The sequence below is a fragment of the Snodgrassella alvi genome (genome assembly GCF_002777855.1).
In the GTDB taxonomy this organism is placed as follows: Bacteria; Pseudomonadota; Gammaproteobacteria; order Burkholderiales; family Neisseriaceae; genus Snodgrassella; species Snodgrassella alvi_E.
Map to the genome: position 1 here is coordinate 78600 of NZ_MEIK01000029.1, position 22172 is coordinate 100771.

At 45.7% G+C, this 22172-nt stretch carries 14 protein-coding genes; 5 read left to right on the forward strand and 9 right to left on the reverse strand.

Annotation, left to right across the window (positions count from 1 at the left end):
- Positions 1 to 324 precede the first annotated feature (324 nt).
- Genes BHC43_RS04240 through BHC43_RS04250 form a run of 3 tightly spaced genes read right to left on the reverse strand, consistent with a single transcriptional unit; the run spans position 325 to position 7285 of the window.
- A complete protein-coding gene (locus BHC43_RS04240) occupies positions 325 to 3570 on the reverse strand; it encodes a type I restriction endonuclease subunit R (RefSeq protein WP_100156611.1) in 3246 nt (1081 codons plus the stop codon).
- Positions 3567 to 4925 (reverse strand): restriction endonuclease subunit S, encoded by a 1359-nt coding sequence (locus tag BHC43_RS04245; RefSeq protein ID WP_100156612.1) that lies wholly within the window; start codon positions 4923 to 4925, stop codon positions 3567 to 3569. The genes BHC43_RS04240 and BHC43_RS04245 overlap by 4 nt, the downstream gene beginning before the upstream one ends.
- Positions 4925 to 7285, reverse strand: coding sequence for a type I restriction-modification system subunit M (locus BHC43_RS04250; RefSeq protein WP_180297424.1), 2361 nt, complete (start codon positions 7283 to 7285; stop codon positions 4925 to 4927). Before BHC43_RS04250 ends, BHC43_RS04245 begins: the two co-directional genes overlap by 1 nt.
- 1111 nt (positions 7286 to 8396) lie before the next feature.
- Here BHC43_RS04250 and BHC43_RS04255 point away from each other — a divergent pair.
- Together BHC43_RS04255 and BHC43_RS04260 are read left to right on the forward strand one after the other, a co-directional pair.
- Complete coding sequence (locus BHC43_RS04255; RefSeq protein ID WP_180295810.1) at positions 8397 to 9296, forward strand: patatin-like phospholipase family protein; 900 nt, start codon at positions 8397 to 8399, stop codon at positions 9294 to 9296.
- 25 nt (positions 9297 to 9321) lie between these two features.
- Entirely contained in the window at positions 9322 to 10524 is a 1203-nt protein-coding gene (locus BHC43_RS04260) for a CynX/NimT family MFS transporter (RefSeq protein WP_100151489.1), read from the forward strand.
- 49 nt (positions 10525 to 10573) lie between these two features.
- Here BHC43_RS04260 and BHC43_RS04265 read toward each other — a convergent pair whose 3' ends face one another.
- Positions 10574 to 11317 carry a HesA/MoeB/ThiF family protein gene (locus tag BHC43_RS04265; RefSeq protein ID WP_257377981.1) on the reverse strand — a complete coding sequence of 248 codons (744 nt, stop codon included), beginning with the start codon at positions 11315 to 11317 and terminating at the stop codon, positions 10574 to 10576.
- Positions 11318 to 11420: 103 nt separating this feature from the next.
- Here BHC43_RS04265 and BHC43_RS04270 point away from each other — a divergent pair, with 103 nt between their 5' ends.
- On the forward strand, positions 11421 to 11990 hold the full coding sequence (locus BHC43_RS04270; protein ID WP_100156613.1) for an L-threonylcarbamoyladenylate synthase: 570 nt from the start codon (positions 11421 to 11423) through the stop codon (positions 11988 to 11990).
- Between the two features lie 98 nt (positions 11991 to 12088).
- Here the strand turns inward: BHC43_RS04270 and BHC43_RS04275 are convergent, their stop codons facing one another.
- Positions 12089 to 12985: a polyprenyl synthetase family protein gene (locus BHC43_RS04275; RefSeq protein WP_257377982.1), complete on the reverse strand. Its 897-nt coding sequence runs from the start codon at positions 12983 to 12985 to the stop codon at positions 12089 to 12091.
- On the reverse strand, positions 12969 to 13199 hold the full coding sequence (locus BHC43_RS04280) for an exodeoxyribonuclease VII small subunit (protein WP_440980600.1): 231 nt from the start codon (positions 13197 to 13199) through the stop codon (positions 12969 to 12971). The genes BHC43_RS04275 and BHC43_RS04280 overlap by 17 nt, the downstream gene beginning before the upstream one ends.
- 889 nt (positions 13200 to 14088) lie before the next feature.
- Between BHC43_RS04280 and BHC43_RS04285 the strand changes: the two genes are divergently transcribed.
- Both BHC43_RS04285 and dnaJ read left to right on the forward strand, forming a co-directional pair.
- A complete protein-coding gene (locus BHC43_RS04285; RefSeq protein ID WP_100156614.1) occupies positions 14089 to 15963 on the forward strand; it encodes a ribonuclease catalytic domain-containing protein in 1875 nt (624 codons plus the stop codon).
- 277 nt (positions 15964 to 16240) lie between these two features.
- Entirely contained in the window at positions 16241 to 17350 is a 1110-nt protein-coding gene (dnaJ, locus tag BHC43_RS04290) for a molecular chaperone DnaJ (RefSeq protein ID WP_100141046.1), read from the forward strand.
- Between the two features lie 535 nt (positions 17351 to 17885).
- Here dnaJ and BHC43_RS04295 read toward each other — a convergent pair.
- From BHC43_RS04295 to BHC43_RS04305, 3 genes are all read right to left on the reverse strand, one after another.
- The gene (locus BHC43_RS04295; protein ID WP_100141047.1) at positions 17886 to 18305 is read right to left on the reverse strand and encodes an HIT family protein; all 420 of its coding nucleotides are present in this window, start codon (positions 18303 to 18305) and stop codon (positions 17886 to 17888) included.
- A 53-nt stretch (positions 18306 to 18358) separates the two neighbouring features.
- Entirely contained in the window at positions 18359 to 20578 is a 2220-nt protein-coding gene (locus BHC43_RS04300) for a UvrD-helicase domain-containing protein (protein WP_100156615.1), read from the reverse strand.
- 484 nt (positions 20579 to 21062) lie between these two features.
- Positions 21063 to 21995 (reverse strand): LysR family transcriptional regulator, encoded by a 933-nt coding sequence (locus tag BHC43_RS04305; protein WP_100151493.1) that lies wholly within the window; start codon positions 21993 to 21995, stop codon positions 21063 to 21065.
- Positions 21996 to 22172 lie beyond the last annotated feature (177 nt).

A 22172-nucleotide genomic window follows, 5' to 3' on the forward strand; every position in this document is an offset into this window, starting at 1 on the left:
GATAAATATCACTATGCTTATATTTTTCTTGTAAAGGCAGTAGTTGTGCTGTTTACTTTTCCCAAAGGCAGTGGTGAATGCCTGCAATAAGTTTAATTTTCGCTTTTAAGGCAAAGTTTTTTGGTGCATGGGCTAACATGATTTTATTAACAACACCATTCTGACAACACTTGCCATATAAATAATTTTTATACCGGAGTGCATATGCTGAGGCTTAGTTTGGCCCGAATATTCTCGCCTCAAGCTGAAAACTAAATTTGTTTAATGCCTGGTGTATCACAAGTGGATTTGGGATTTCTTACTTTAATCTTTGATGAAAATGCGTTAAATCCCTTTCAACATATCAAACACTACACGAGCGAAGTTCTTTGCCAGTTCAGGATTAGAAAGGTATTGCATCATCATTTCCTTCTGGGCGTCATTGCTCTCCAACACGGCATTATCAATGGCTTTCGGGAAATCACCTAGCATCACCTGTTCTGGTGAGTTGTTCATAATCTGTGCCATTACAGTTTGGTTTTCTGACAGTTTATCGCGCACTGTGAAAGCATAATTAATTAAGTCTTTATCGGTTAGATTATCGGTGATAAACAGCTCATTCAAACGTTTTAGGATATTTGACAGAAACTCTTCTTTTTTGTGTTTTGGTTTTGCCGTACCAATATCATTACTTGGATTGATTTTGCCATCTTCAGCATTTTTTTGTAGCTGTAAACTTTGCTGATAGAGCTTCGAAATACGATAATGGCTCATTTCAACGTTGCTTAAATCAATTTTATCATCTTCAATGCGCTGTTCACGCAGCAACGGACGCAGATGGCGGGCAAACAGACTCAGCTTTTCTAAGTCTTTATCATCATAATCGACGATTTGGGACATAAACTCGTAAAAACGGACAAAACTGCCGAGATCTTTCTTGAAAATAAGCAGCTTACTTTTTTCTTGTTCGCATGCTTTGTAGGTGTTTTCCGCATTGGTAATCAGTACAACATCGCCGGTTTGCTTAGTGCGTTCAACAATTTTTTTGGCATTCTCATACGCCTCAACCGCCGAATTGTAGCGTTGCTGCCAGCGTTGCACAGCTGGTTTGCAGATATTGCTTAAGGCCGCAATGGGTAAATGATTGTTGAAAAATACTTTGCAGAATTGCTCTACTTCGCTCCATAGGAAAATGCCGCTGGTACGCAGCTTTGCAAACAAATCAAAGACGAGTTGTGGATCGCTAACATCCGTGAGTGTTGCTGTTTGGTAGTACGGCTGGAAAGCACCCAAAATATCTTCGGGCTGGTTGTAGAAATCAAGTACAAATATGTCTGATTCCGCTTTGCCTGGATAGGTACGGTTTAACCGCGATAGTGTTTGCACGCATTCGACACCACCCAGCTTTTTATCCACATACATGGCGCATAGCTTAGGCTGGTCAAAACCAGTTTGAAATTTGTTGGCTACCAGCATTATCTGGTAGTCTTCAGTATCAAACGCTTTGCGCATATCCCGGCCTTTTAAGCCTGGATTCATATTGATTTCAGTAAACTTTTGATTTAGCAGTGCGAAGCTATTATGGTCATCTTCGTGGAATTCCACTTCACCGGAAAACGCTACCATGGCTCTGATTTTGTCGTATTTTTGCTCGGCAATGTATTTATCGAATGCCAGCTTGTAGCGCACTGCCGCTTTACGCGAACTGGTTACCACCATCGCTTTTGCCTGCCCTCCCAGTAATTGCATCACATGTTTGCGGAAATGCTCTACTATCACTTTTACTTTCTGTGATACGTTATGCTCGTGAAGCAAGACCCATTGATTTAATTTGATTTTGGCTTTTTTGCTGTCGACTTCTTGGTCTTCATCATCCAGCTTTTGCAGCAGCTTGTAGGCCACTTTGTAATTGATGTAGTTTTGCAGTACATTCAGAATAAAGCCTTCTTCGATGGCCTGACGCATGGAGTAAACATGGAAAGCTTGTGGCTTATTGGTTTTTGAAGCTGGTTCTTGCGGATTTGGTCGACGGCCAAACAACTCCAGCGTTTTGGCTTTAGGTGTGGCGGTAAAAGCGTAAAAGTTAAGGTTGTTGCTGCCTTTACGTGCGGCAATGGTAGCATCTAGAATATCTTCTGAAGATATCTCTACATCGTCATCCATTGTGTCAGTCATCAATACTTCTTTTAGCTGACGCGCTGTAGAGCCACTCTGTGATGAGTGTGCTTCATCGGCAATCACAGCATATTTGCGCTGCTTCAGGCTGACGCTGTTTTCAATCGCTTTTAGGACAAATGGAAAGGTTTGAATGGTGACAATAATGATTGGTTGCGAGTTTTCCAGTGCACTTGCCAGCTTTTCCGATTTTGAACCGTCCCCTTCTTTGTTGTTGATGCGGCCGACCACACCATCCTGATGCTCAAACTGATAGATGGTATCCTGTAGCTGATCGTCAAGCACAGTACGATCTGTTACCACAATTACCGAATTAAACAGCTTTTCGCCATCTTCATCGTATAGGCGCGAAAGCTGATGGGCTGTCCATGCGATAGAGTTTGATTTGCCCGACCCCGCACTATGCTGAATCAGGTATTTATTGCCGGTGCCTTCTACTGTGGCGGCGGTGATGAGTTTGTTTACGACGTCCCATTGATGATAGCGTGGGAAAATCAGGCTTTCACTTTTGTACTTCACGCCAATGGCATCTTCTTTTTCAACGATTTGCAAGTGCATAAAGCTGGCCAGAATTTTCTGCAGGTTGTCTGGCAACAGCACCTCATTCCACAGGTAGCTGGTGGCGTAGTCGTTGGTATTTTGCGGGCTATCGTTCCCCGCCCCGCCATCATGAGTGCCTTTGTTAAATGGCAGAAAGAAAGTTTTATCACCCGCGAGTTTGGTAGTCATAAACACTTCGTACTGGCTAACTGCAAAATGCACCAGTGCGCCGCGTTTGAAGGTGAGCAGTGGTTCAGACTTATTGGTACCAGAGTTGGGCAAACGCGTTTGTTTATACTGTGTAATGGCGTTTTGTACTGCCTGCTTAAATTCAGATTTCAGTTCTAGTGTTGCGATTGGCAGGCCATTAACAAACAATACCAGGTCAATACGCCATTTCTTGGCTTTGACCCCCGTTTCTGCCAATGCCGCTTTTGACGCATGCGGGCTGTAAATCAGCTCCGGTACGATACGAAAGATATTTTGCTTGTAGCGCGTTAGCGTATCTGGGTTGAGGTTATGTTCTGGCTTAAACTGGCACAGAGAAAAACGCGCACTATGGTTTTTGATACCATGGCGCAGCACGCCAAGTGTGCCGTAGGTGCGCGACTGCCTATCGGTAGCGTTGATATCCGCTTTTTTCAGCTGCGCCACCAGCGCATCGAGGAAATGACGCTCGGTATCGGTGGGATAAATGTTGGCAAACTTCTCCCACTCCTGTGGCTGTGTGGTCTGCACAAAGGTCAGTGCATCCTGTGAGTAAAGCGCACGTTCGCGATCGTAGCCGTCGGTTTTTCCACGGATCCAGCCTCTCTCTTCCATTTGAGCGATTATGTCATTCTGGAAAATCAGCTCTTTGGTGCTGTCCATGCTCATACGGTGGACTCCTGTAGCTCCTCCACATCTTGCGTGTCCGGGATAACCCAATCGCGGACGTCGATTTTTCCGGTGACGGCGGCGGAGATCAGTGCGGTGCGGCGTTCTTGTGCAAGTCGGATTGTCAATTCTGCACTTTCAATTAAACATTCAAGAGTATCTATTTTTTCATTTAAATAGTTAACAATTTTATATTGTTCTTCTAATGGAGGGATACAGAACCAAAAATTCTGAATTTTATCCAAGTGCAGGTTAATTACAGTGCTTTGTTTAATTAAACCAAAAACTTGTTCTTTGATTTCGTGACTTTTGAAATAAAACTCTGAATATTCAGGTGTTAGCGTGCCCTTAAACTTTATCAGACACAGGCTAACGAAAATACTGAATTCCCAATCCCAGTCAACAAGTTTAGGAACGCCAATAGTACCATTTTTTGACAACAGTAAATCACCATTTTCTGGCCTGCATCTTTTAATTAATTCTTTATGCTCATGCTCAGGAATGAATTTTATATTATCAAAATCAATGTATTTATCCTGAATATCAGTCACCCGTAAAAATGGGATACCTTTTTCAGTGTAAGTAGGTGTGAAGTGTGCACCATCTACAATTTGGCGTGTATGATATTTTAGGCGTGCGGGTATCCAATGCTCCGGCACTTCCCCCAACCAATCCACACCAGAATCTTTCATCGGCACATCAGGGTTTAGTCCTTTGGTGACAGCATGGCTAATCACTGCCTGACGTTTTTCTTTCAAAAGTTCAATCAGTTGCTGTTGCTTCTCAATGAGGTTATCGATTTTTGCGGTTTCGTGACTTAAAAATGCGCATATTTTCTTCTGCTCACCAAGACTAGGTAATAAAATTTCAACTATCCCAAACGTTTCTGGATATAATCGAAGACGAGAATCAATAACCCCCGTAGAAAGCGATTTAAACTGGGTTGTGTATATTTTAGTTCTAAGTAAATAGTGCATGTACTCAGGTTGTGCTTTTGCCGTGTCAAATCTGAAAACAGAATATGCTGGGCTAATGATTCCGTCATAATTTGAAACGCCAAGACCAGTCTTCCAAGCCAGCATAATATTCATTGCTAAGTCATTGACCTGACATTTTTTATAGCCAATTAAAGAATCAGCTCTTGAGATAAAGTCGCCATCTTCAATGGTATCTTGCCTAGGTTTCACTCCATAATATTCAGAAACAGAAAGTAGGGTTTCATCCCCAGTAGTAGATAACTCTCTTACCTCTTTGAATACATATTTGCCACGTAACGTTTGCCAATATGTTGGAATCTCCCCCAACCACTCAACTCCAGAATCCTTATACTCCGGATACGCTTTATACTTAGCCATCAGGAATGTACCTCCTGCAGCAGCTTCATAATCTCGGCGCTGACCGCGTCTAGATCGGCATCAATCTCTTTTAACGGACGCGGTGGCTGATAGACATAGAAATGGCGGTTAAACGGGATCTCGTAACCGACAATCCCCACCTCGCCATCTTTCGCATCACGCTTATCAGCGTTGATCCACGCGTCATTCACGTGCGGCAGTACTTCTGCTTTGAAGTAGTTTTCAATCAGGTCGCTGGTGGACGATGCAGGGTTCAGCGGCACGTTTTCGTTATCGCGCAGCTCACCGTCCTGTTCGAACTCAACAACCTTGCCTTTGTACTCAAACGCCCCGTACAACGGCTGAGTGGCTTCTTTCAGCACCTTCTTCACTACCGGCTCGGCATCCGGGTTTTTGGTGGTGATGGCGTCGATAAACTGCTTGTTCTCTTTAGCGTCCAGCTTCACGCCAGCCGTTTTGATGGCACATTTCAGGGTCAACTGGAACTGGTTGAAGTCATTGCTCACCAGCGTTTTGCCACCCGCCTGTGTACCCAGAGCTGCCTGTATCTGCTGTGCTTTTTCCATTAACCCACGCTGCGCCAGCCACAGTTTGCTGTCGAGCAGGTCTTTAATCTGCTTCTCTTTCAGCTCGGCAAATTCAGCTTTGATGATGGCGCGCGCATCGGCTTCCAGCTCCGAGAAATCGCCGTAGGTGTTGTCCTGCCACTGGGATGCAAACTCTTTATACAGGCGTTCCATCGGCGCGTTAAATGGTTTCGGTGCAAAGCGTAGGGTTGCAATTGCTTCATCCGTCACCTGAGCAGATATTCGCAGCGGGCGCTCAATGGTCAGGCGGCGGTAGCCAAAGTCGGTATTGTTAAAGATTTTACTGGCGAAGGTTTTCGGCGCTTCGGTTTTGGTGGTGGCAGGCTGGCGGCCACAGTTGGATTTTTGCTCGGTGGCTTTTTCCAAACCCAATTTTTCTAGAGTGGCGGCGTTTACTACTGCAAAATCACCAAAGGTTTGGGCGATTAGTTTGATATCATCTTCGCCCATCATATTTCGTTTGGAGCCCAATGATTTACGCATTTTGCCGCACAGGTTGGTGCCATCAATTAGCTGTACTTTGCCTTTACGCTCAGGCGCTTTTTTGTTGGAGAGTATCCAGATGTAGGTGGCAATGCCAGTGTTGTAGAACATGTCTGTTGGCAATGCGATGATGCCTTCCAGCAAATCAGCTTCCAAAATGTAGCGGCGGATTTCGCTTTCACCACTGCCCGCTCCACCGGTAAACAACGGAGAGCCGTTAAGAATAATTCCGATACGGCTGCCGTGGCTGACGCTATCATCTACATTATGGCTGTTGCGCATTTTGCTGATCAGGTGCAGTAGAAACAATAGCGAACCGTCGGAAACCCGCGGCAGGCCAGGGCCAAAGCGGCCGCTAAATCCTTTTTGTATATGCTCATCAATAATCTCGCCCTCTATTTTTTTCCAGTCTACGCCAAATGGCGGGTTAGAGAGCATATAGTCAAATTTATCCAGTGGTAGCTGGTCGTTAGAGAGGGTGTTGCCCAGTTTAATTCGGCTGATATCCTGACCTTTGATGAGCATATCGCCTTTACAGATGGCGTAGGATTCTGGGTTTAGCTCTTGGCCAAAAGGACATAGGACAGCTTTAGGATTCAGCTCGTGCACATATTCCATACCGGCAGAGAGAAAACCACCTGTGCCGGCGGTTGGGTCGTAAATGGTGCGGATGATACCGTCCTTGACCAGCACTTCATCATCTTTCATTAATACCAGAGAGGTGGTTAAACGGACGATATCACGTGGGGTGAAGTGCTCACCGGCGGTTTCGTTTGAGCTTTCTGCAAAACGGCGGATCAACTCTTCGAATACTAGCCCCATTTCATAGTTGGATATCGCTTTTGGACTAAGGTCGGTAGTGGCAAATTTTTTTACCACTTTATACAGCAAGTTGGCATCTTCCAGCAGGCCGATAAACTCACTGAATTTAAAGTGATCGAAGATTTCACGCGCATCAGGTGAAAACGCCTGTACGTAGCTTTCTAGGTTGGCTTTGATGTCGTTCTGCCCCAATTTACCTAGATCCATCTTAGACGTATTGTAAAAAGTAAGTCCGCTGGCGTGCTGCAGAAGCATTTCTAAGCTTTCTTCCGGCAGTGTGTTGGTTTGAAATTCATCATATTTTGCCACCACTGCATCTTTCGTTTCTGCCAATACACACTCTAGGCGGCGCAGCAGAGTAAAGGGCAGGATCACGCGCCCGTACTGAGACTGCTTGAAATCTCCACGCAGTAAATCTGCCACCGACCAGATAAACGCAGCCGTTTGGGAAAAATTAGTGTTTGTCATGAGTTCCTCGGAAAAGATTGCAGCCAGAGTACAAATGCGCCCAGGCAAAAAATTCAATTCAGAATGCTGTAGGCGAGATGATACCTGCTCTGTGTGCCATCGCAAGCGATGCAAAACAAAGAAAGATACAGTGGGGGTGACGTATGACAAAGATGTATGTACAAACCCCTTAGGCTGGACAGTAATATATGGATGAGAAACCATAGCGCTGGTGATGGTTGCTCTGAGCCCAAAGATTAGATATAGCTTGAATTTTACACTCGAATCAGAGTATTAACTAAATAAAAATTTTGATATTGGTTTGATGCTATTGGTATGTTGGTGAGATGAGTTGGGCTGATTTTAATGAAGATGCTTTTGATAAGCGGCTTCTAAGTTTTATTTAAAAATTGGGTGCTCAAATGAAAATAATTGCTTCTGTTTGTGTTGATGTTTGAGCAATAACAAAACGTGATGTATTCCAAGGATAAACGGGGCAACATATTATTTTAGTAGAAAGCGTCAGGCGCAGTTTTTAGAAATGGGATGTTAATCCTTTCGGTATCTGAATATTTTTATATTTTTGTCATAATTAAGTGCTATGTGACGCTGTGTAACTCTGTGTCGAATATTTGAGCGTGTTTTTTCTTTATTCGTTCTGTTGCTCAAGATGATGAGTTGTATCATGTCGGTTCGCTTTTGGATTTGTGTTAACACTTGGCTATATTTTTGGGCCGGTGCGTTTGATATTGCATCTTCAGATGCGTAATTAAACTAAGCTTCTTTTTCTGAAATTTCATTAAGCAGTTTCAAAGGACGATGACATTTGGTGTAGAACCGCTAATCGTTATTTGTGATTTCAACATTACTGATTCTAATCCAGCGGCCGTTGTAACCAAAAAGCGATAATTCGCTGTTTGATACGCCGGTTTGATTTTGTTTTATCTGGTGATAAAACGGAAGTTACTGACGGCGGTACAAATAGTGTGTTGTATAGTTGTTTTCAAAAAGAGCTGGTTAAATGCGGGTGGATAATATGTAGTTGGAATCAGCTTTTATTGTCTTATGCCTATGTGTATTATATATTTATTAATATTTATCTATTATTACATAAACATGGATATGATAAACCATGTGTAATGCGCAGCGGGAACCGTCTGGGATGCAGGTTGCTTTGGTTGTGGAAGGCGGTGGTATGCGTGCCGCTTTCAGCAGCGGGGTAACAGATGCTTTTTTGCAGGCAGACTTTAATCCGTTTACTTTGCTGGTTGGTGTATCTTCTGGTGCCAGTACGATTGCCAGCTATTTGTCTGGGCAAACCGGTCGTAATCTGGATGTGCTGATGAATCAGTCGTGCCGACGGCAGTTTATCAGCTGGTCTCGTTTTATCCTTGGTGGTGATTTATTGGATATTGACTGGTTATGGCGAGTGGTACAGCAGGAAAATCCGCTCGACTGCGAACGTATGTTTGCACAGAAGCGTGATTTCAGAATTGTGCTTAGTAATGCTATTACAGGGGAGGCACATTATGCTGTGGCTGAACCCAAAAATTTTTTAGATGTGCTGCGTGCTTCTAGCTCTATTCCATTTATTATTCGTAAACCGGTACCCATCGGTAGTGATACTTATTATGACGGTGGTGTGGCTGATGCCTTGCCGGTGCGGTGGGCGCTGTCGCAGCCGAATATCGGCGGTGTTATTGTTATCCGTACACGTGCGCATGCTTATGTTAAGAAAGGTGGATTTGGTGATGCTTTGCTGGCACGGCGCTTGCCTGACAGTGGGTTTGCTCGGGCTTTGCGCCAGCGGGTAAAGCATTATAATGCTACGCTGGCATGGATGCGCCGGCCTGAACACTCGCGGTATATTTTTGAAATCAATCCGCCGGAAAATAGCAAAATGGCTGGACGCCTGTGCCAGGATGCTAGCCGTTTGCGTTATAGTTATGCGGCTGGGCTGGAGTGTGGACAAAAATTTCTGCAGCAATGGCCAGTATTTAAAGATTTCTTCAGCCTTAATGTACAGGATTAAGGGGAATGGGTAATTTGGTGAAGTAATGACAACAGATTCGACTGTATCGAAAACACAGCATCGTCTTAGTCTTTTTGTGGCTATTCTGGCACTGGCTTTTGTTCTTCGTGGTCCACTGACGGGTGTTGGACCTTTATTGCAGAATATTCAGGCACAGCTGCACATCAGTAGTACGCTGGCTGGCTTACTAACAACGGTGCCGCTGCTGACCTTTGGTTTGTTTTCTATTTTTATTCCTAGACTGGCAGCGCGTTTTGGTTCGGAGCAGATGGTATTTTTTGCTCTGTGGGTGCTGACGCTGGGGCTGGTGTTGCGTTGTGGCAGTGGGCTATTTTTGCTGCTGGCGGGTACAACTTTGCTTAGCTGTGCTATTGCTGTGGGTAATGTGCTGATTCCCAGTATGGTGAAACAGTACTTCCCGTTTAAGATGGGCTTGGTGACTGCATTATATGCCTTGATTATGAATGTGGGTGGTGCTGCCGGTTCGGCATTGAGTGCACCTTTAGCGCATAGTAACTTGTGGGGCTGGCGTGGCGCTTTGGTGGCGTGGGTATTGCCAGCTCTGGTAGCGATGGTGATCTGGTGGCTGCCTTTTAAAACAGCGAATGCCATTCCTAGAGCGGCTGTGCGTTCACGGCCGGTAACGGTACATTTGTGGCGTAATCCGCTGGCGTGGCAGGTGACGCTGTTTATGGGATTTCAATCATTTTTGTTTTATTCCACGGTAAGCTGGCTGCCGCAGATTGTAGCTAAAGCCGGTGTGTCTGCTACTGAGGCCGGAGGCTGGCTTGGGCTGATGCAGTTGGTAATGGTGCCAACTAATCTGCTGATACCAATTTATGCCGCTAGATTAAAACAGCAGCAGTGGATTGGCGCATTGTGTGGGGTATCGCTGATACTGTCTGTGTTATTGCTGATGTCGCCATGGCGTAGCTGTTATTTTCCAGCCGTGCTGCTGCTGGGTCTCGGTATCAGTGGTGCTTTCTGTCTGAGTATGATGTTTTTCAGTCTGCGCAGTAGCAGTGTAACTGAGGGCGTATTGTTGTCTGGTATGGCACAGACCTGTGGATATTTGTTTGCTGCTGTAGGGCCGGTTTTGATGGGGGCGTTACACGATATCATGCATTCATGGTTTCCTGCGTTGGTGCTGATGTTTTTTGCTGCGCTGGTGATTACGGTATCCGGCTGGAAAGCTGGTCAGGATCGGAAGCTGGCTGATTTTCAGTAATAGATAATTATCCACAAGTTTATCCACAGGATTTTGTGTATAAAGTTGGCTATCCGCATACCGGACAGTCTGGGTTTGGTGCCAGTTGAAAGCGTTGCCATTGAAAGCGTTGTGCATCAAAGCAGTGCAGCCAGCAGCCGGTAGGTTGAATACCGGTGATGATCTTTAATGCTTCGCCAGCCTGCGCGGCGCCCATGACACCGAGTAAGGGAGCAAATACGCCGTTTTTGGCACAACTGGCACCTTCATCATTCATTTCACCTTCAAAGAGGCACTGATAACAGGGACCATGGCCGTCGCGAAAATCATATACTGCCAGCTGACCGGAAAATATCAGTGCTGAGGCCGAAACCAGTGGTTTATGGGCTGTAAAACAAGCCTGATTAATTAGACGGCGGCTGGCAAAATTGTCGGTGCAATCAAGTACTATGTCTGTATCCTGTACAAGCTTTTGCAGCAGAGTGGCATCTGCTCTGGCAACAACGGGATACAGTTGTGTGTGTGAGTGGTGAGCCTGTAAGCGTTGGCACAAGACGCTGGCTTTATCTGCGCCTATATCGGAATCGTTAAACCAATATTGCCGTTGCAGATTGCTGATATCGATGCTGTCGTTGTCCACTACGGTGATATGCCCTACGCCGCTGGACACCAGATAGGTAAGCGACGGATGTGCTAAGCCACCAGCTCCGATTATCAGTATGCGTGCGCTGAGAATGGCCTGCTGTCCGGCTATATCCAGTTTATCCAGTAAGATATGGCGGCTGTAACGCAGTAGTTGTTCATCGGTAATCATGAGAGCCTCGTTTGATTGAATGATGGTGGCCGAAGATGCAGTAGTAGTGTGGATGGTTGTGCCCTGCTATTATAAGGGCTTAGCTATATTTCTCTGAATACCTATGCACCATCGTGCTCGGCCGGCCGGCCGATTTTTACATCATCTGCAAGCGTTTCTGCACAAGGGCGGCTTGATTGCCTATCCGGCGGAAGGCAGTTACGGGCTTGGCTGTTTGCCTGATTATGCTCCGGCGTTACGCCGGCTGATCGCGCTAAAAAAAAGGGCTCAGCATAAGGGGCTGATTGTGATTGGTGCTGATTTTGCACAATTGCGGCCATTGTTGGCACCTGTGTCTGCAGCTGAATCTAAAGCTATTATGCGCGAATGGCCAGCGCCTAAAACTTTGTTGTTACCAGCACGGCAGCGAGTTTTGCCTTTGCTGCGGGGGCGTGGTCGACACAATCTGGCGGTACGTATTCCTGATCTGGATACGGCACGGTTTTTGTGCAAAGCAGCCGGTACGGCACTGGTCTCCACTTCATGCAATCGGGCTGGTAAAAAAGCCTGTAAAACGGAGCGGGAGGTTAGACGTCAGTTTGGGCGTCAGGTGTTGATTCTTGGCGGTCGAACCGGTGGTCGCCGGCAACCCAGCCAGATTATTGACTGGGCGTCAGGTAAACGGCTGCGTTGATTGCCGGTCTCTTTGTGAATCGTTGATCGCGTTTACTAAAGCAGAAATCTAAGTATTTGTTATCAAAATTCACGCGGGTTTGTGCGGTGATGATGTTGCTAATGATTGCGGGCAATGACAAATTGAGCCAGTTCGCGCAGATGCTCAGCGCGATGGTCAAAACCAGCCAGTGCTTCCAAGGCCTTTTGTATTAAGTTTTCAGCATATTGGCGCGCTGAAGCCAGACCCAGCAGGCTGACATAGGTGGGTTTATTGGCCTGTGCATCCTTTCCGGCTGTTTTTCCCAGAACGCCGCTATCCTGTTCACAATCGAGTACGTCATCTATTACTTGAAAAGCCAAACCCAAATGACAAGCATAGGCATCAAGAGCAGTAAGTTGGTGCTGTTCGATATCGTTACAGCTGAGTCCGCCAAGGGCTACGGCTGACCGGATTAGTGCACCGGTTTTGAGCTGATGCATATGCTCAAGTTCATTTTGATTCAGGCTTTTACCAACACAGGCCAGATCAATGGCTTGTCCTCCAGCCATACCACTACAGCCGGCGGCCTGAGCCAGTGTCTGTACCATTTGCAGCTGACGCTCGGGTGAGAGTGTGGTGGGCCGGCTGAGTAGGCTGAATGCCATGCTTTGCAGCGCATCGCCAACCAGTAAAGCGGTGGCCGGTGTGTAGCGAATGTGGCAAGCAGCTTTGCCGTGACGTAAGCTGTCGTTGTCCATTTCGGGCATATCGTCGTGTACCAGTGAATAAATGTGGATACATTCGATTGCGGCAATGGCGTTATCCACAGCCTCTGCTATGTTGTTACCCAGCTCGGCAGCAGCGAAAACCAGCATCGGACGCAAGCGTTTGCCGCCATCCAGCGCAGCATAGCGCATGGCATCAATCAGGGGTGCTGGTAGCTCGTCAGATAAGGGCAATAGGCGATTTAGGGTTTGTTCGGTATGGTTTTGTACCTGTTGTTGCCAGTGGGCAAAGTTACTCCCCTGCTTCAAGTTTCAGCTCCTTTAATTCGCCATTGTCTAATACCTGTAGTTTTTGTTCGACTTCGGCCAGTTTTTGCTGGCAGTATTGCACCAATTCCTGACCATATTCGTAAGCGGTTAGTGCTTCTTCCAGTGGCAGATCATTGTTTTGCATTGATTCGGTAATTTTTTCCAATTGCTGGATGGCTTCTTCATAGCTTTTGGGTGTGATTTTCTTCATCATGTGGGGTCTTTAGATATTATCGGGAATATTGTAACACTGGCTGCGGTGCTCTTGCTGTGGATATGCTTAGTGGTCGGCTGAATAGCAGTAGGGTTGAAGTTTTGTAGTGTAATGCGACTGCTGGTAGATTATGTTTCTGAGCTGCGAATTGCTGTTAATAATACTAATAAATTTTTGTTAACTTTTTTCTGATTAATAAGTGGTATGGTGTGGTTGTCTGGCTGTGATTCATGGATGCTTTAAATCATGGATTGAATCTGCTGAAGAATGTGTTTTGTATGAATTCGAAAATTCTGCCCATAAATTTTATTTATATATTCATAAATCCTATCTGCCTTAAGCTTAAAAATGGTTGAAAATAGGGAAACGTACTGAATGGAAGAATGGGTTTAAAGTATGGTTGTCAGTATTTATTCTTTTGGAATAAATATGTCTGACGCTATAAGACAAGGAAGCTAGGATAGAATATTTCAGCGTTTTTTAAGATGAATATTGTGTATATTATTTATATGGAATTATATAATTTTTATTCGTTTTGATGAAATTTGTTTGCTGGTGTGTGTTTTTTTGCTGTTTATTTTACTGGTTTTAAAGCATAATATTGTTTAAGGCATAATTATGTTGTGCTAACTTGGGGTGATTGTTTTATTTTAAAATTAAAACATGGAACTATTTAATTTGTATGTTTTGATAATTAAATTTATGTATAAAAGAAATGCCTAGGGGGAAGTATTGGCGGGCTATTCATGCTGATATGTCTATAGGTTAATAGTATGGTGGTTTCTGTGTAAGCTGGATGTCAGTCCATTTGTTTATAATCGAATAAATGCTGTGTTCTGAATCGTTTTTACAGGTTGCTTGGGTAGTTTCTTAGGTTTAAGTAGGCGTTATGGGTAAACATATTTTTTATGAGGAGTCCGGTCAGTTTAAAGTAGCCGAAGTGGTTCAGGAAAATGAGGCTACTTTTCTGGTGAATACACAGCATGGCAAACGGGCGAAAATTAAATCCAGCCATGTTTTTTTGGTGTTTGAGGGTGATGCTGAGCAGTTTTTACAGCAGGCCAGTGCTGCTGCAGCTGGTATTGATATTGGCCTGTTGTGGGAAGCTGTGGGGGTGGAAGCTGAGTTTACGGCAGCCGAGGCTGCTTCTGAATACTTCGGTAGTAATAGTGGTCAGGTTGAACTTGCTGCGGTTTTAATGGCGCTCTATGCGGCACCTATGTACTTTTATAAGAAGAATAAAGGGGTGTTTAAGGCTGCACCGGCAGAAACTTTGCAGCAGGCTTTGGCGGCGATTGAACGGCGCAAACAGCAGGAAGAACAAATTAATGGCTGGATTGAAGAATTGCTAGCTGGCCGCCTCCCCGCTGCTATTGCTGCTGATGCAAAGATGATTTTGCACGCGCCTGATAAGCAAAGTTTGAGTTATAAGGCGGTGATAAAAGCCGCTGAGCAGAAAAAAATATCTTTGTTTGCGCTGATGCAAAGTGTAGGTGCTGTGCCTGCGCTGCCGGACTACTTTCTGGATGGTTTTCTACTAGCCGAGTTTCCTAATGGGATGGTATTCGGAGATTATCCGTTGCCGGATATTGGCAATTTACCTGTTGCTGATGATGCGGTGCGGGCCTTTTCGATTGATGATGCGGATACTAGTGAAGTAGATGATGCGTTTAGTGTGCGGGATCTGCCCAATGGTAATAAGCTGGTGGGTATTCACATTGCTGCACCTTCCTTGGCCATTGATGCTGATTCGGCGCTGGAAAAGCTGATATTTGAACGCCTAAGTACGGTTTATTATCCGGGCGGAAAAATCACGATGCTGCCGGATAACTGGGTAGCCGCTTTTAGTTTGGATGAGGGTGATAGCCGGCCGGCGATCAGTCTGTATGCTGAAGTGAATTCTCAGTTTGAGGTTGTGCATTGTAAATCGTGTATTGAGTCGGTTTATGTAGATCGTAATTTACGGATTGAACATATTGAGCAGGCCTTTCAGCCGCAACAGATGCGTACAGATGATGAGATTTTTCCGCATCAGCAAGAAATGAACTGGCTGTATGATTTTGCCGTAGCCAGAATGCAGGCACGCGGAAAATATGATCCGGCTCGCCCGTCTCAGTATGATTACGGTATTAAGCTGGAAGCGGGTAATCAGGTGCGTATCTCCGTACGTGAGCGAGGTGCGCCAATTGATATGCTGGTAAGTGAGCTGATGATTTTTGCCAACAGTACTTGGGCTCAGATGCTGGATGCTGCGGATATGGCGGGTTTGTTTCGTGTTCAGCCTACGGGGCGGGTGAGGATGAGTACGCATTCTGAGCCGCATATTGGTCTGGGACTGAAACATTATGCATGGTTTACTTCACCGCTGCGTCGCGCCACTGATTATATTAATCAAAAACAGCTGATTAGCTTGCTTGACCCGCATGCTTCTCCCCGCTTTGAACCGCAGGATGCGATGTTGTTTGCGGTATTGCGAGATTTTGAATCTACTTATGCTACCTATAATGATTTTCAGCGCCATATGGAGGCATACTGGAGTCTGATTTATATTCAGCAGGAGCATTTGCAGGAATTGAATGCACAGTTAATCCGCGATGATTTGGTGCGGATAGAGGGTTTGCCATTGGTGAGCAGAGTGAGCGGGATACCAGTTGATGCTTTGCCTAAAAGCAGGATGAAAGTAGCGATAACTGGTGTAGACCTTGTGCAGGTGAGTGTGGGACTAAATTATATCAATGCTTTGTTGCCCCAGAACGGTGCCTGAGGGAATAAATGAGTTTTGTATCAAGCCGATTCAGCTATTGGATGCGGATATAGGTGCCGATTGGTTTAGATTATTCGCAATCGTTGTTATGGTGTTTGTCTGTGCTTGTTGGTGCCGGCGTTAACCGGCCTTTTTGCTTCAGCCGGAATTAACTTTGTTTTAATATCTTGTTTTTATAGATGCAGCCCATATATGGGCTGCATTTCTATTATCCGGTTTTTTTTCAGGCAACCTGTTGTACTGATACAGTCTGCCGGAAAACCTTTGGAATAAAATTATGACTGAAGTAGATTTTTATGAAGTGCTGGGTGTAACCCGTACTGCAGGGGATGAGGAAATCAAAAAGGCTTATCGCAAGCTGGCTATGAAGTACCATCCCGACCGTAATCAGGGCGATAAGGGTGCGGAAGAAAAATTCAAGGAAGTACAGCGCGCTTACGAAGTTTTGTCTGATTCACAAAAACGTGCGGCATATGATCAGTTTGGACATGCCGGCGTAGACGGTAATATGGGTGGCGGCGGAGGATTTTCCGGCGGTTTCGATTTTGGTGATATTTTTAGCCAGATGTTTGGTGGCAGTGCAGGTGGTAGGCAGCAGCAGAATCATCAGGGTGCTGATCTGCAATATCATGTGGAAATCACGCTGGAAGAAGCTGCGCGCGGTATTAAGAAAAAAATTACCATACCTACGCATGAGGAATGTGATGTCTGCCATGGCAGTGGAGCTAAGGCGGGTACTTCTGCTACTACTTGCAGTATGTGTGGCGGCAGTGGTGTGGTGCATGTACGGCAGGCAATTTTTCAGCTACAGCAAACCTGTCCAACTTGTCATGGCAGTGGTAAGCAGATTAAAGACCCGTGTGTTAAATGCCATGGTGAAGGTCTGGTTAAAACACGTAAGACGGTGGAGGTATCTATTCCGGCCGGTATTGATGATGGCCAGCGTATTCGTCTGAGTGGTGAGGGTGAGCCGGGTAAGCATGGTGCTGCGGCTGGTGATTTGTATGTGCTGGTGAATGTGCGTCCCCATCCGGTATTTGAGCGTGATGGTATGGACTTACATTGTGAGCTGCCGATCAGCTTTACGATTGCGGCGCTTGGCGGAGAGGTGGAAGTGCCAACGCTGGATGGTAAGGTTAAGCTGAATATTCCAAAAGAAACGCAAACAGGCCGCCGTATGCGTGTACGTGGTAAAGGCATCAAATCTGTACGTTCGGCCGCTGTGGGTGATTTGTATTGTCACATTGTGGTAGAAACGCCGGTAAATCTGACAGATAGGCAGCGTGAATTGCTGGAAGAGTTTGAGAAGATTTCTACTGGTATGGACCGCGCACAGACCCCACGGCAGAAGTCGTTTATGGACAAGCTGCGTGACCTGTTTGAATAAGCTGTGATGAAAGAATGGTTTAGAAAAGTTTAGTCCAGACAGATAAATAATCAACATTGGTTATGCAACGTTAAAGCCCGCTGATGGTATGAAATCAGCGGGCTTTTGTTGTATTTGGCCAAGAATCAGGCTGTTTAAGGCTGAGCCGGTAGGCAGTATGCTTTAATTTGGGTGGTGTCGTTTTCTTGTTCGGGAAAAAGGTTAGTCGGTGTTTGGCCGGTTTAAAGTTTGCTAAATACTCGGATTATGGCTGGTATGAAGAGCCAAAGCTGATTAAGCTGAATCTCAACAGGCAATCTGTTTGATATAGCTCCAGGTAAAAAATCGCTTCTGTATGATTTGCTACAGAAGCGATGTGGAAAGGTGGCAGTCTGGGTAAATATATTGTGGACAAATTTAATGTATTTGTCTGAATAAAATTTAGCTTTTGTTCTGAAATCCTTGTGAATAAAGGATTAATTTCTTTTTTGCTTATATTATTAAATTGATTATCTGTGGATAAATCTGTGGATAATTATTGTATCAAACTGAAGTTTCATTCCAGTTCACCGCGTAGCTGCGCGGCCAGCTGTGCCAGCTCTGCTTGATCAGCAGGTGTGCTCTCATGCTTGGCGAGTTCATGAATGTGGCCGGGAATCAGATGAATGTGGTAGTGAAATACGGACTGGCCAGCTTGTTCGCCGGACAACTGCAACTGAACTACGCCATCACGGTGTAACACTTTACGTTGGGCGGTGATGATTTTTCTGGCTGCATTGAATACTGCTTGTAGATAATCATCTGGCATGTCGGTTAACTCTACCGCTTCGCATTTCGGAATTACCAGTACGTGGCCGCGCGCCTGCGGCATCACATCCATAAAGGCCAGTGTTTGTGCGTCTTCATATACTTTATGACACGGAATTTCGCCACGGATGATTCGGGCGAAGATGTTATTTTGGTCGTACTGCTGCATGATGGGTCTCCTCTCTGGAGTGTCGGTGTGTTTGGCGTTACCTGAGTAACGGTTTAAGAAATAATGGTCAGTTTGTCTTTGGCAAATACGGTATCTAGCTCTTTGATTCCCTGTTTGCCGAAGTTTATGGTCAGACGCGCGCCTTCTGCTTTATGTGTGGCATCGATAATGACACCAGTACCGAAACGCTCGTGATGCACATTCTGCCCCAGCTGGAAGCCGTCGAAATCTGGGCTGGCTTGTGTTTCAGCCAGTTTGCTGCGGCTATGAAATGGATTGGTGCGCTGTGTGCTCTGCTGTCTGGCTATCAAAGAGTTTTTGTGTGCTGACAGGTATTGCAGTACTGCTTCGGGTATTTCATCCACAAAGCGTGATGGTAAGGCAAAGTGAGTCTGTCCGTGTAGTAGCCGTTGCTCGGCCATGGTTAGATACAAGCGTTTACGTGCACGGGTAATGGCAACATACATGAGACGCCGCTCTTCTTCCAGTCCGTCGCGCTCAGCCATACTGTATTCGCTCGGAAACAGGCCTTCTTCCAGTCCAGTAAGAAAAACCCCGTCAAATTCGAGACCTTTAGCCGCATGAACTGTCATTAATTGCAAAGCATCCTCGCCCTGCCCTGCCTGATGTTCGCCTGCTTCGAGTGAGGCGGTGCTTAGAAATGATAATACTGCGAATAATGGGTCGTTTGGGTCATAGTCGGATTCAAATTCAAATCCTGATTCTTGTGGCTTGAATGCTACTGCTGCATTGAGAAGTTCTTCTAGGTTGTTGATGCGTTCCTGCTGCTCGCCTTTTTGGGTACGGTAATATTCCATCAGTCCGCTGTCGTAGATGGCAGCAGCCATGATTTCCGACAGGGAAATCTGCGTAGCTTGAAGCTGAAGATTTTCTATCAGACGCACAAAAGCGGCAATTTTGCTGTTTTTGGACGCCAGATTGGTAGCAGCCTGCCATAGTGAGGTATTGGCTTCGTTGGCTGCTGCCTGAATATTTTCAATGCTGCGGGCGCCGATTCCGCGAGTGGGTACATTGATGATACGCAAAAGTGCGTTATCATCATCGGGATTGACGGCCAGCCGCAGATATGCCAGTGCATTTTTGATTTCCTGCCGTTCATAAAAACGCAAACCGCCATAGATTTTGTAGGGAATACCGGCGCGAAATAAGGCTTGTTCCAGTACACGCGATTGAGCATTGCTGCGATACAGTATTGCCATCTGTATATAGTCTAGTCCTTCACGGTGCAAAGCTTTTACTTCATCGACAACAAATTGGGCTTCTTCTATATCGTTTATCGCTTGTAAGACACGAATTTTTTCTCCGGTGCCTGCTTCGGTCCGCAGATTTTTTCCCAGTCGGCTGGCATTATGCGCAATCACGGCATTGGCTGCGGTAAGAATGTTACCAACGGAGCGATAATTTTGTTCCAGCCGAATGGGTTCGCTCACGTTAAATTCATGCAGAAAGCGGGTCATATTGGCTACTTCGGCTCCGCGGAAGCGATAAATACTCTGATCATCGTCGCCGACTGCGAAAAACGCTGCTTGTTTTCCGGCAAGCAGTTTTAACCATGCATACTGAAGTTTGTTGGTGTCCTGAAATTCATCAATGAGTACATGGTTAAAGCGATTTTGATAATGGCTCCTTAGTACATCATTATTTTGCAGAATTTCGTAACTGCGCAGCATCAGCTCGGCAAAATCCACTACACCTTCATTCTGGCACAGGCTGTCATAGGCTGCGTAGCATTCAATCATTTGCCGCTCATGCGGGTCGCGTGCGCTTAGCTGGGAGGCACGCAAACCGTTTTCTTTCTGAGCATTGATGAATCCTTGCAGGCTACGCGGAGCAATGATTTCATCAGAAATATTGAGTTGTTTGAGCAAGCGCTTAATCACAGATAGCTGGTCACCCATGTCCAGAATCTGAAACGTTTTCGGCAGGCCGGCTTCTTGATAATGCAGGCGCAGAAAACGATGGCACAGACCATGGAAGGTACCCAGCCACATGGCGCGTACTGATACTGGTAACAGGGCGCTTAGGCGCAATTGCATTTCTTTGGCTGCTTTATTGGTAAAGGTAACAGCCAGTATGCTGTGGACACTGGCTTGGCCTGTTTGTAATAACCAAGCAATACGGGTGGTAAGTACCCTTGTTTTGCCACTGCCGGCACCGGCCAGTACCAAAGCAGGCTGCGCCGGCCAAGTGACGGCGGCTAATTGTTCACTATTGAGGCCGGTTAGTAAACCGGAAGAAGATAGAATTTCCATAGCGCTTATTGTAGCCGATTGAGGCTGAAAAATCGCAAGGAAAAATATGTTAATGGATTATTAACAGTTTCTGTGAACAGGAATAATCAGCTTTAATTGAACGTTTAAACAGGAAAATTCTATATAAGGTAAATACCGGTAGGCGAAAACCGTGCTTTTTGGAAAAAAACTCTGCTTTTCTGGCATTCAGTGTATGTATACAAATAAACTGTGAACATGTCTTCACCTGCAGCCAGAACGGTATCCTGCTCAGACTGTTTCTATTCTTCTTCAGATAACTTGTAGCGGAGCCACTCCGGTTGCCGTTATTTATTCACTACCAGTTCAGCGCAGATGGAAATCATGAGTGCTTATCTGGTTTTCGCAAACATGAATATAATTGGTATTGTATCTACTTTGGTATTCGCTTCAGATGCGGCAAGCTGCCAACACTTTTTACAACTGTCGGACCACTCCCAATGTAAATTGTCTGTGTCGTTGGAAATTAATCGGGGGTGCTCAGTGGGCTAAGACCAGGTAAATCGGCGAAACTGCGCTCACGCACAATTTGGCAGAAACTATCCAGATAGCTTTTGCTGTGGTCTGATTCGCGCATCGCTGCATACAGCTCACTTTGCAATGGAATGTCGCCAATCTGGCGTGCCACCACGTAACCTTTCTCCAGATAGGGCATCACCGTCCAATATGGTAAAGCTGCTATACCACGCCGGCTTGAGACCAGCTGGATGATGGCAATAGTTAATTCGCTGTTGCGGCGTGCGGGCTGTACGCCTGCTGGTTTCAATACTTTACGAATTAAATCCAGCATATCGTCCGGTACCGGATAGGTAATCAGTGTGTCGTCGGTGAAGTCCTGCGCCTGCCAGACACTTTTGGCGGCCAGTGGATGGTCTTTGGCGCAAATTCCTACCATTTCATAGGCAAATAAAGGCTGAAAAAGAATTCCTGGTTGAGGTGCATATTCAGACACAATGGCCAGATCGGCACGATGGGTCAGCAGTAATCCAACCGGATCAGCCTGAAAACCAGATACGATGTCTAATTCCACTTTCGGCCACAGCGGCCGGAACGCATCCATGGCTGGCATCAGCCAGTCGAAACAGGTGTGGCATTCCACAGCCACACGCAGCTCCCCTGCTTCGCCTTCAATAATCTGCGCCATATCCAGCTCAGCTACGGTGACCAGAGGCGTGATTTCGCGCGCCAGTTGCAGTAGGCGTTCGCCTACGGGTGTAAAGTGAATGGGGCTGGATTTGCGTTCAAAGAGTGGTGTGCCGTAAAACTGTTCTAGCACCCGTATTTGATGTGATAGCGCAGACTGGGTCAGAAATACTCGCTTGGCTGCCATGGAAACACTTCCGGTTTCTTCGAGAGCTAGCAAAGTACGTAAATGACGCAGCTCAATAATCGACTCCATATTTTCCGCCTTTAATGATTATTTTAACCACGAATACAAGTTAAAAAATTCATAAACAATCGTTTTGTTTATTAATTAAGAGTGATATGGCTATGCTGATTGTTTCTCTTCGAATAGCCATTTATCTGTTTTCGTACTATACACTTACATACCTTATCATATTCTCGTACTGCATAG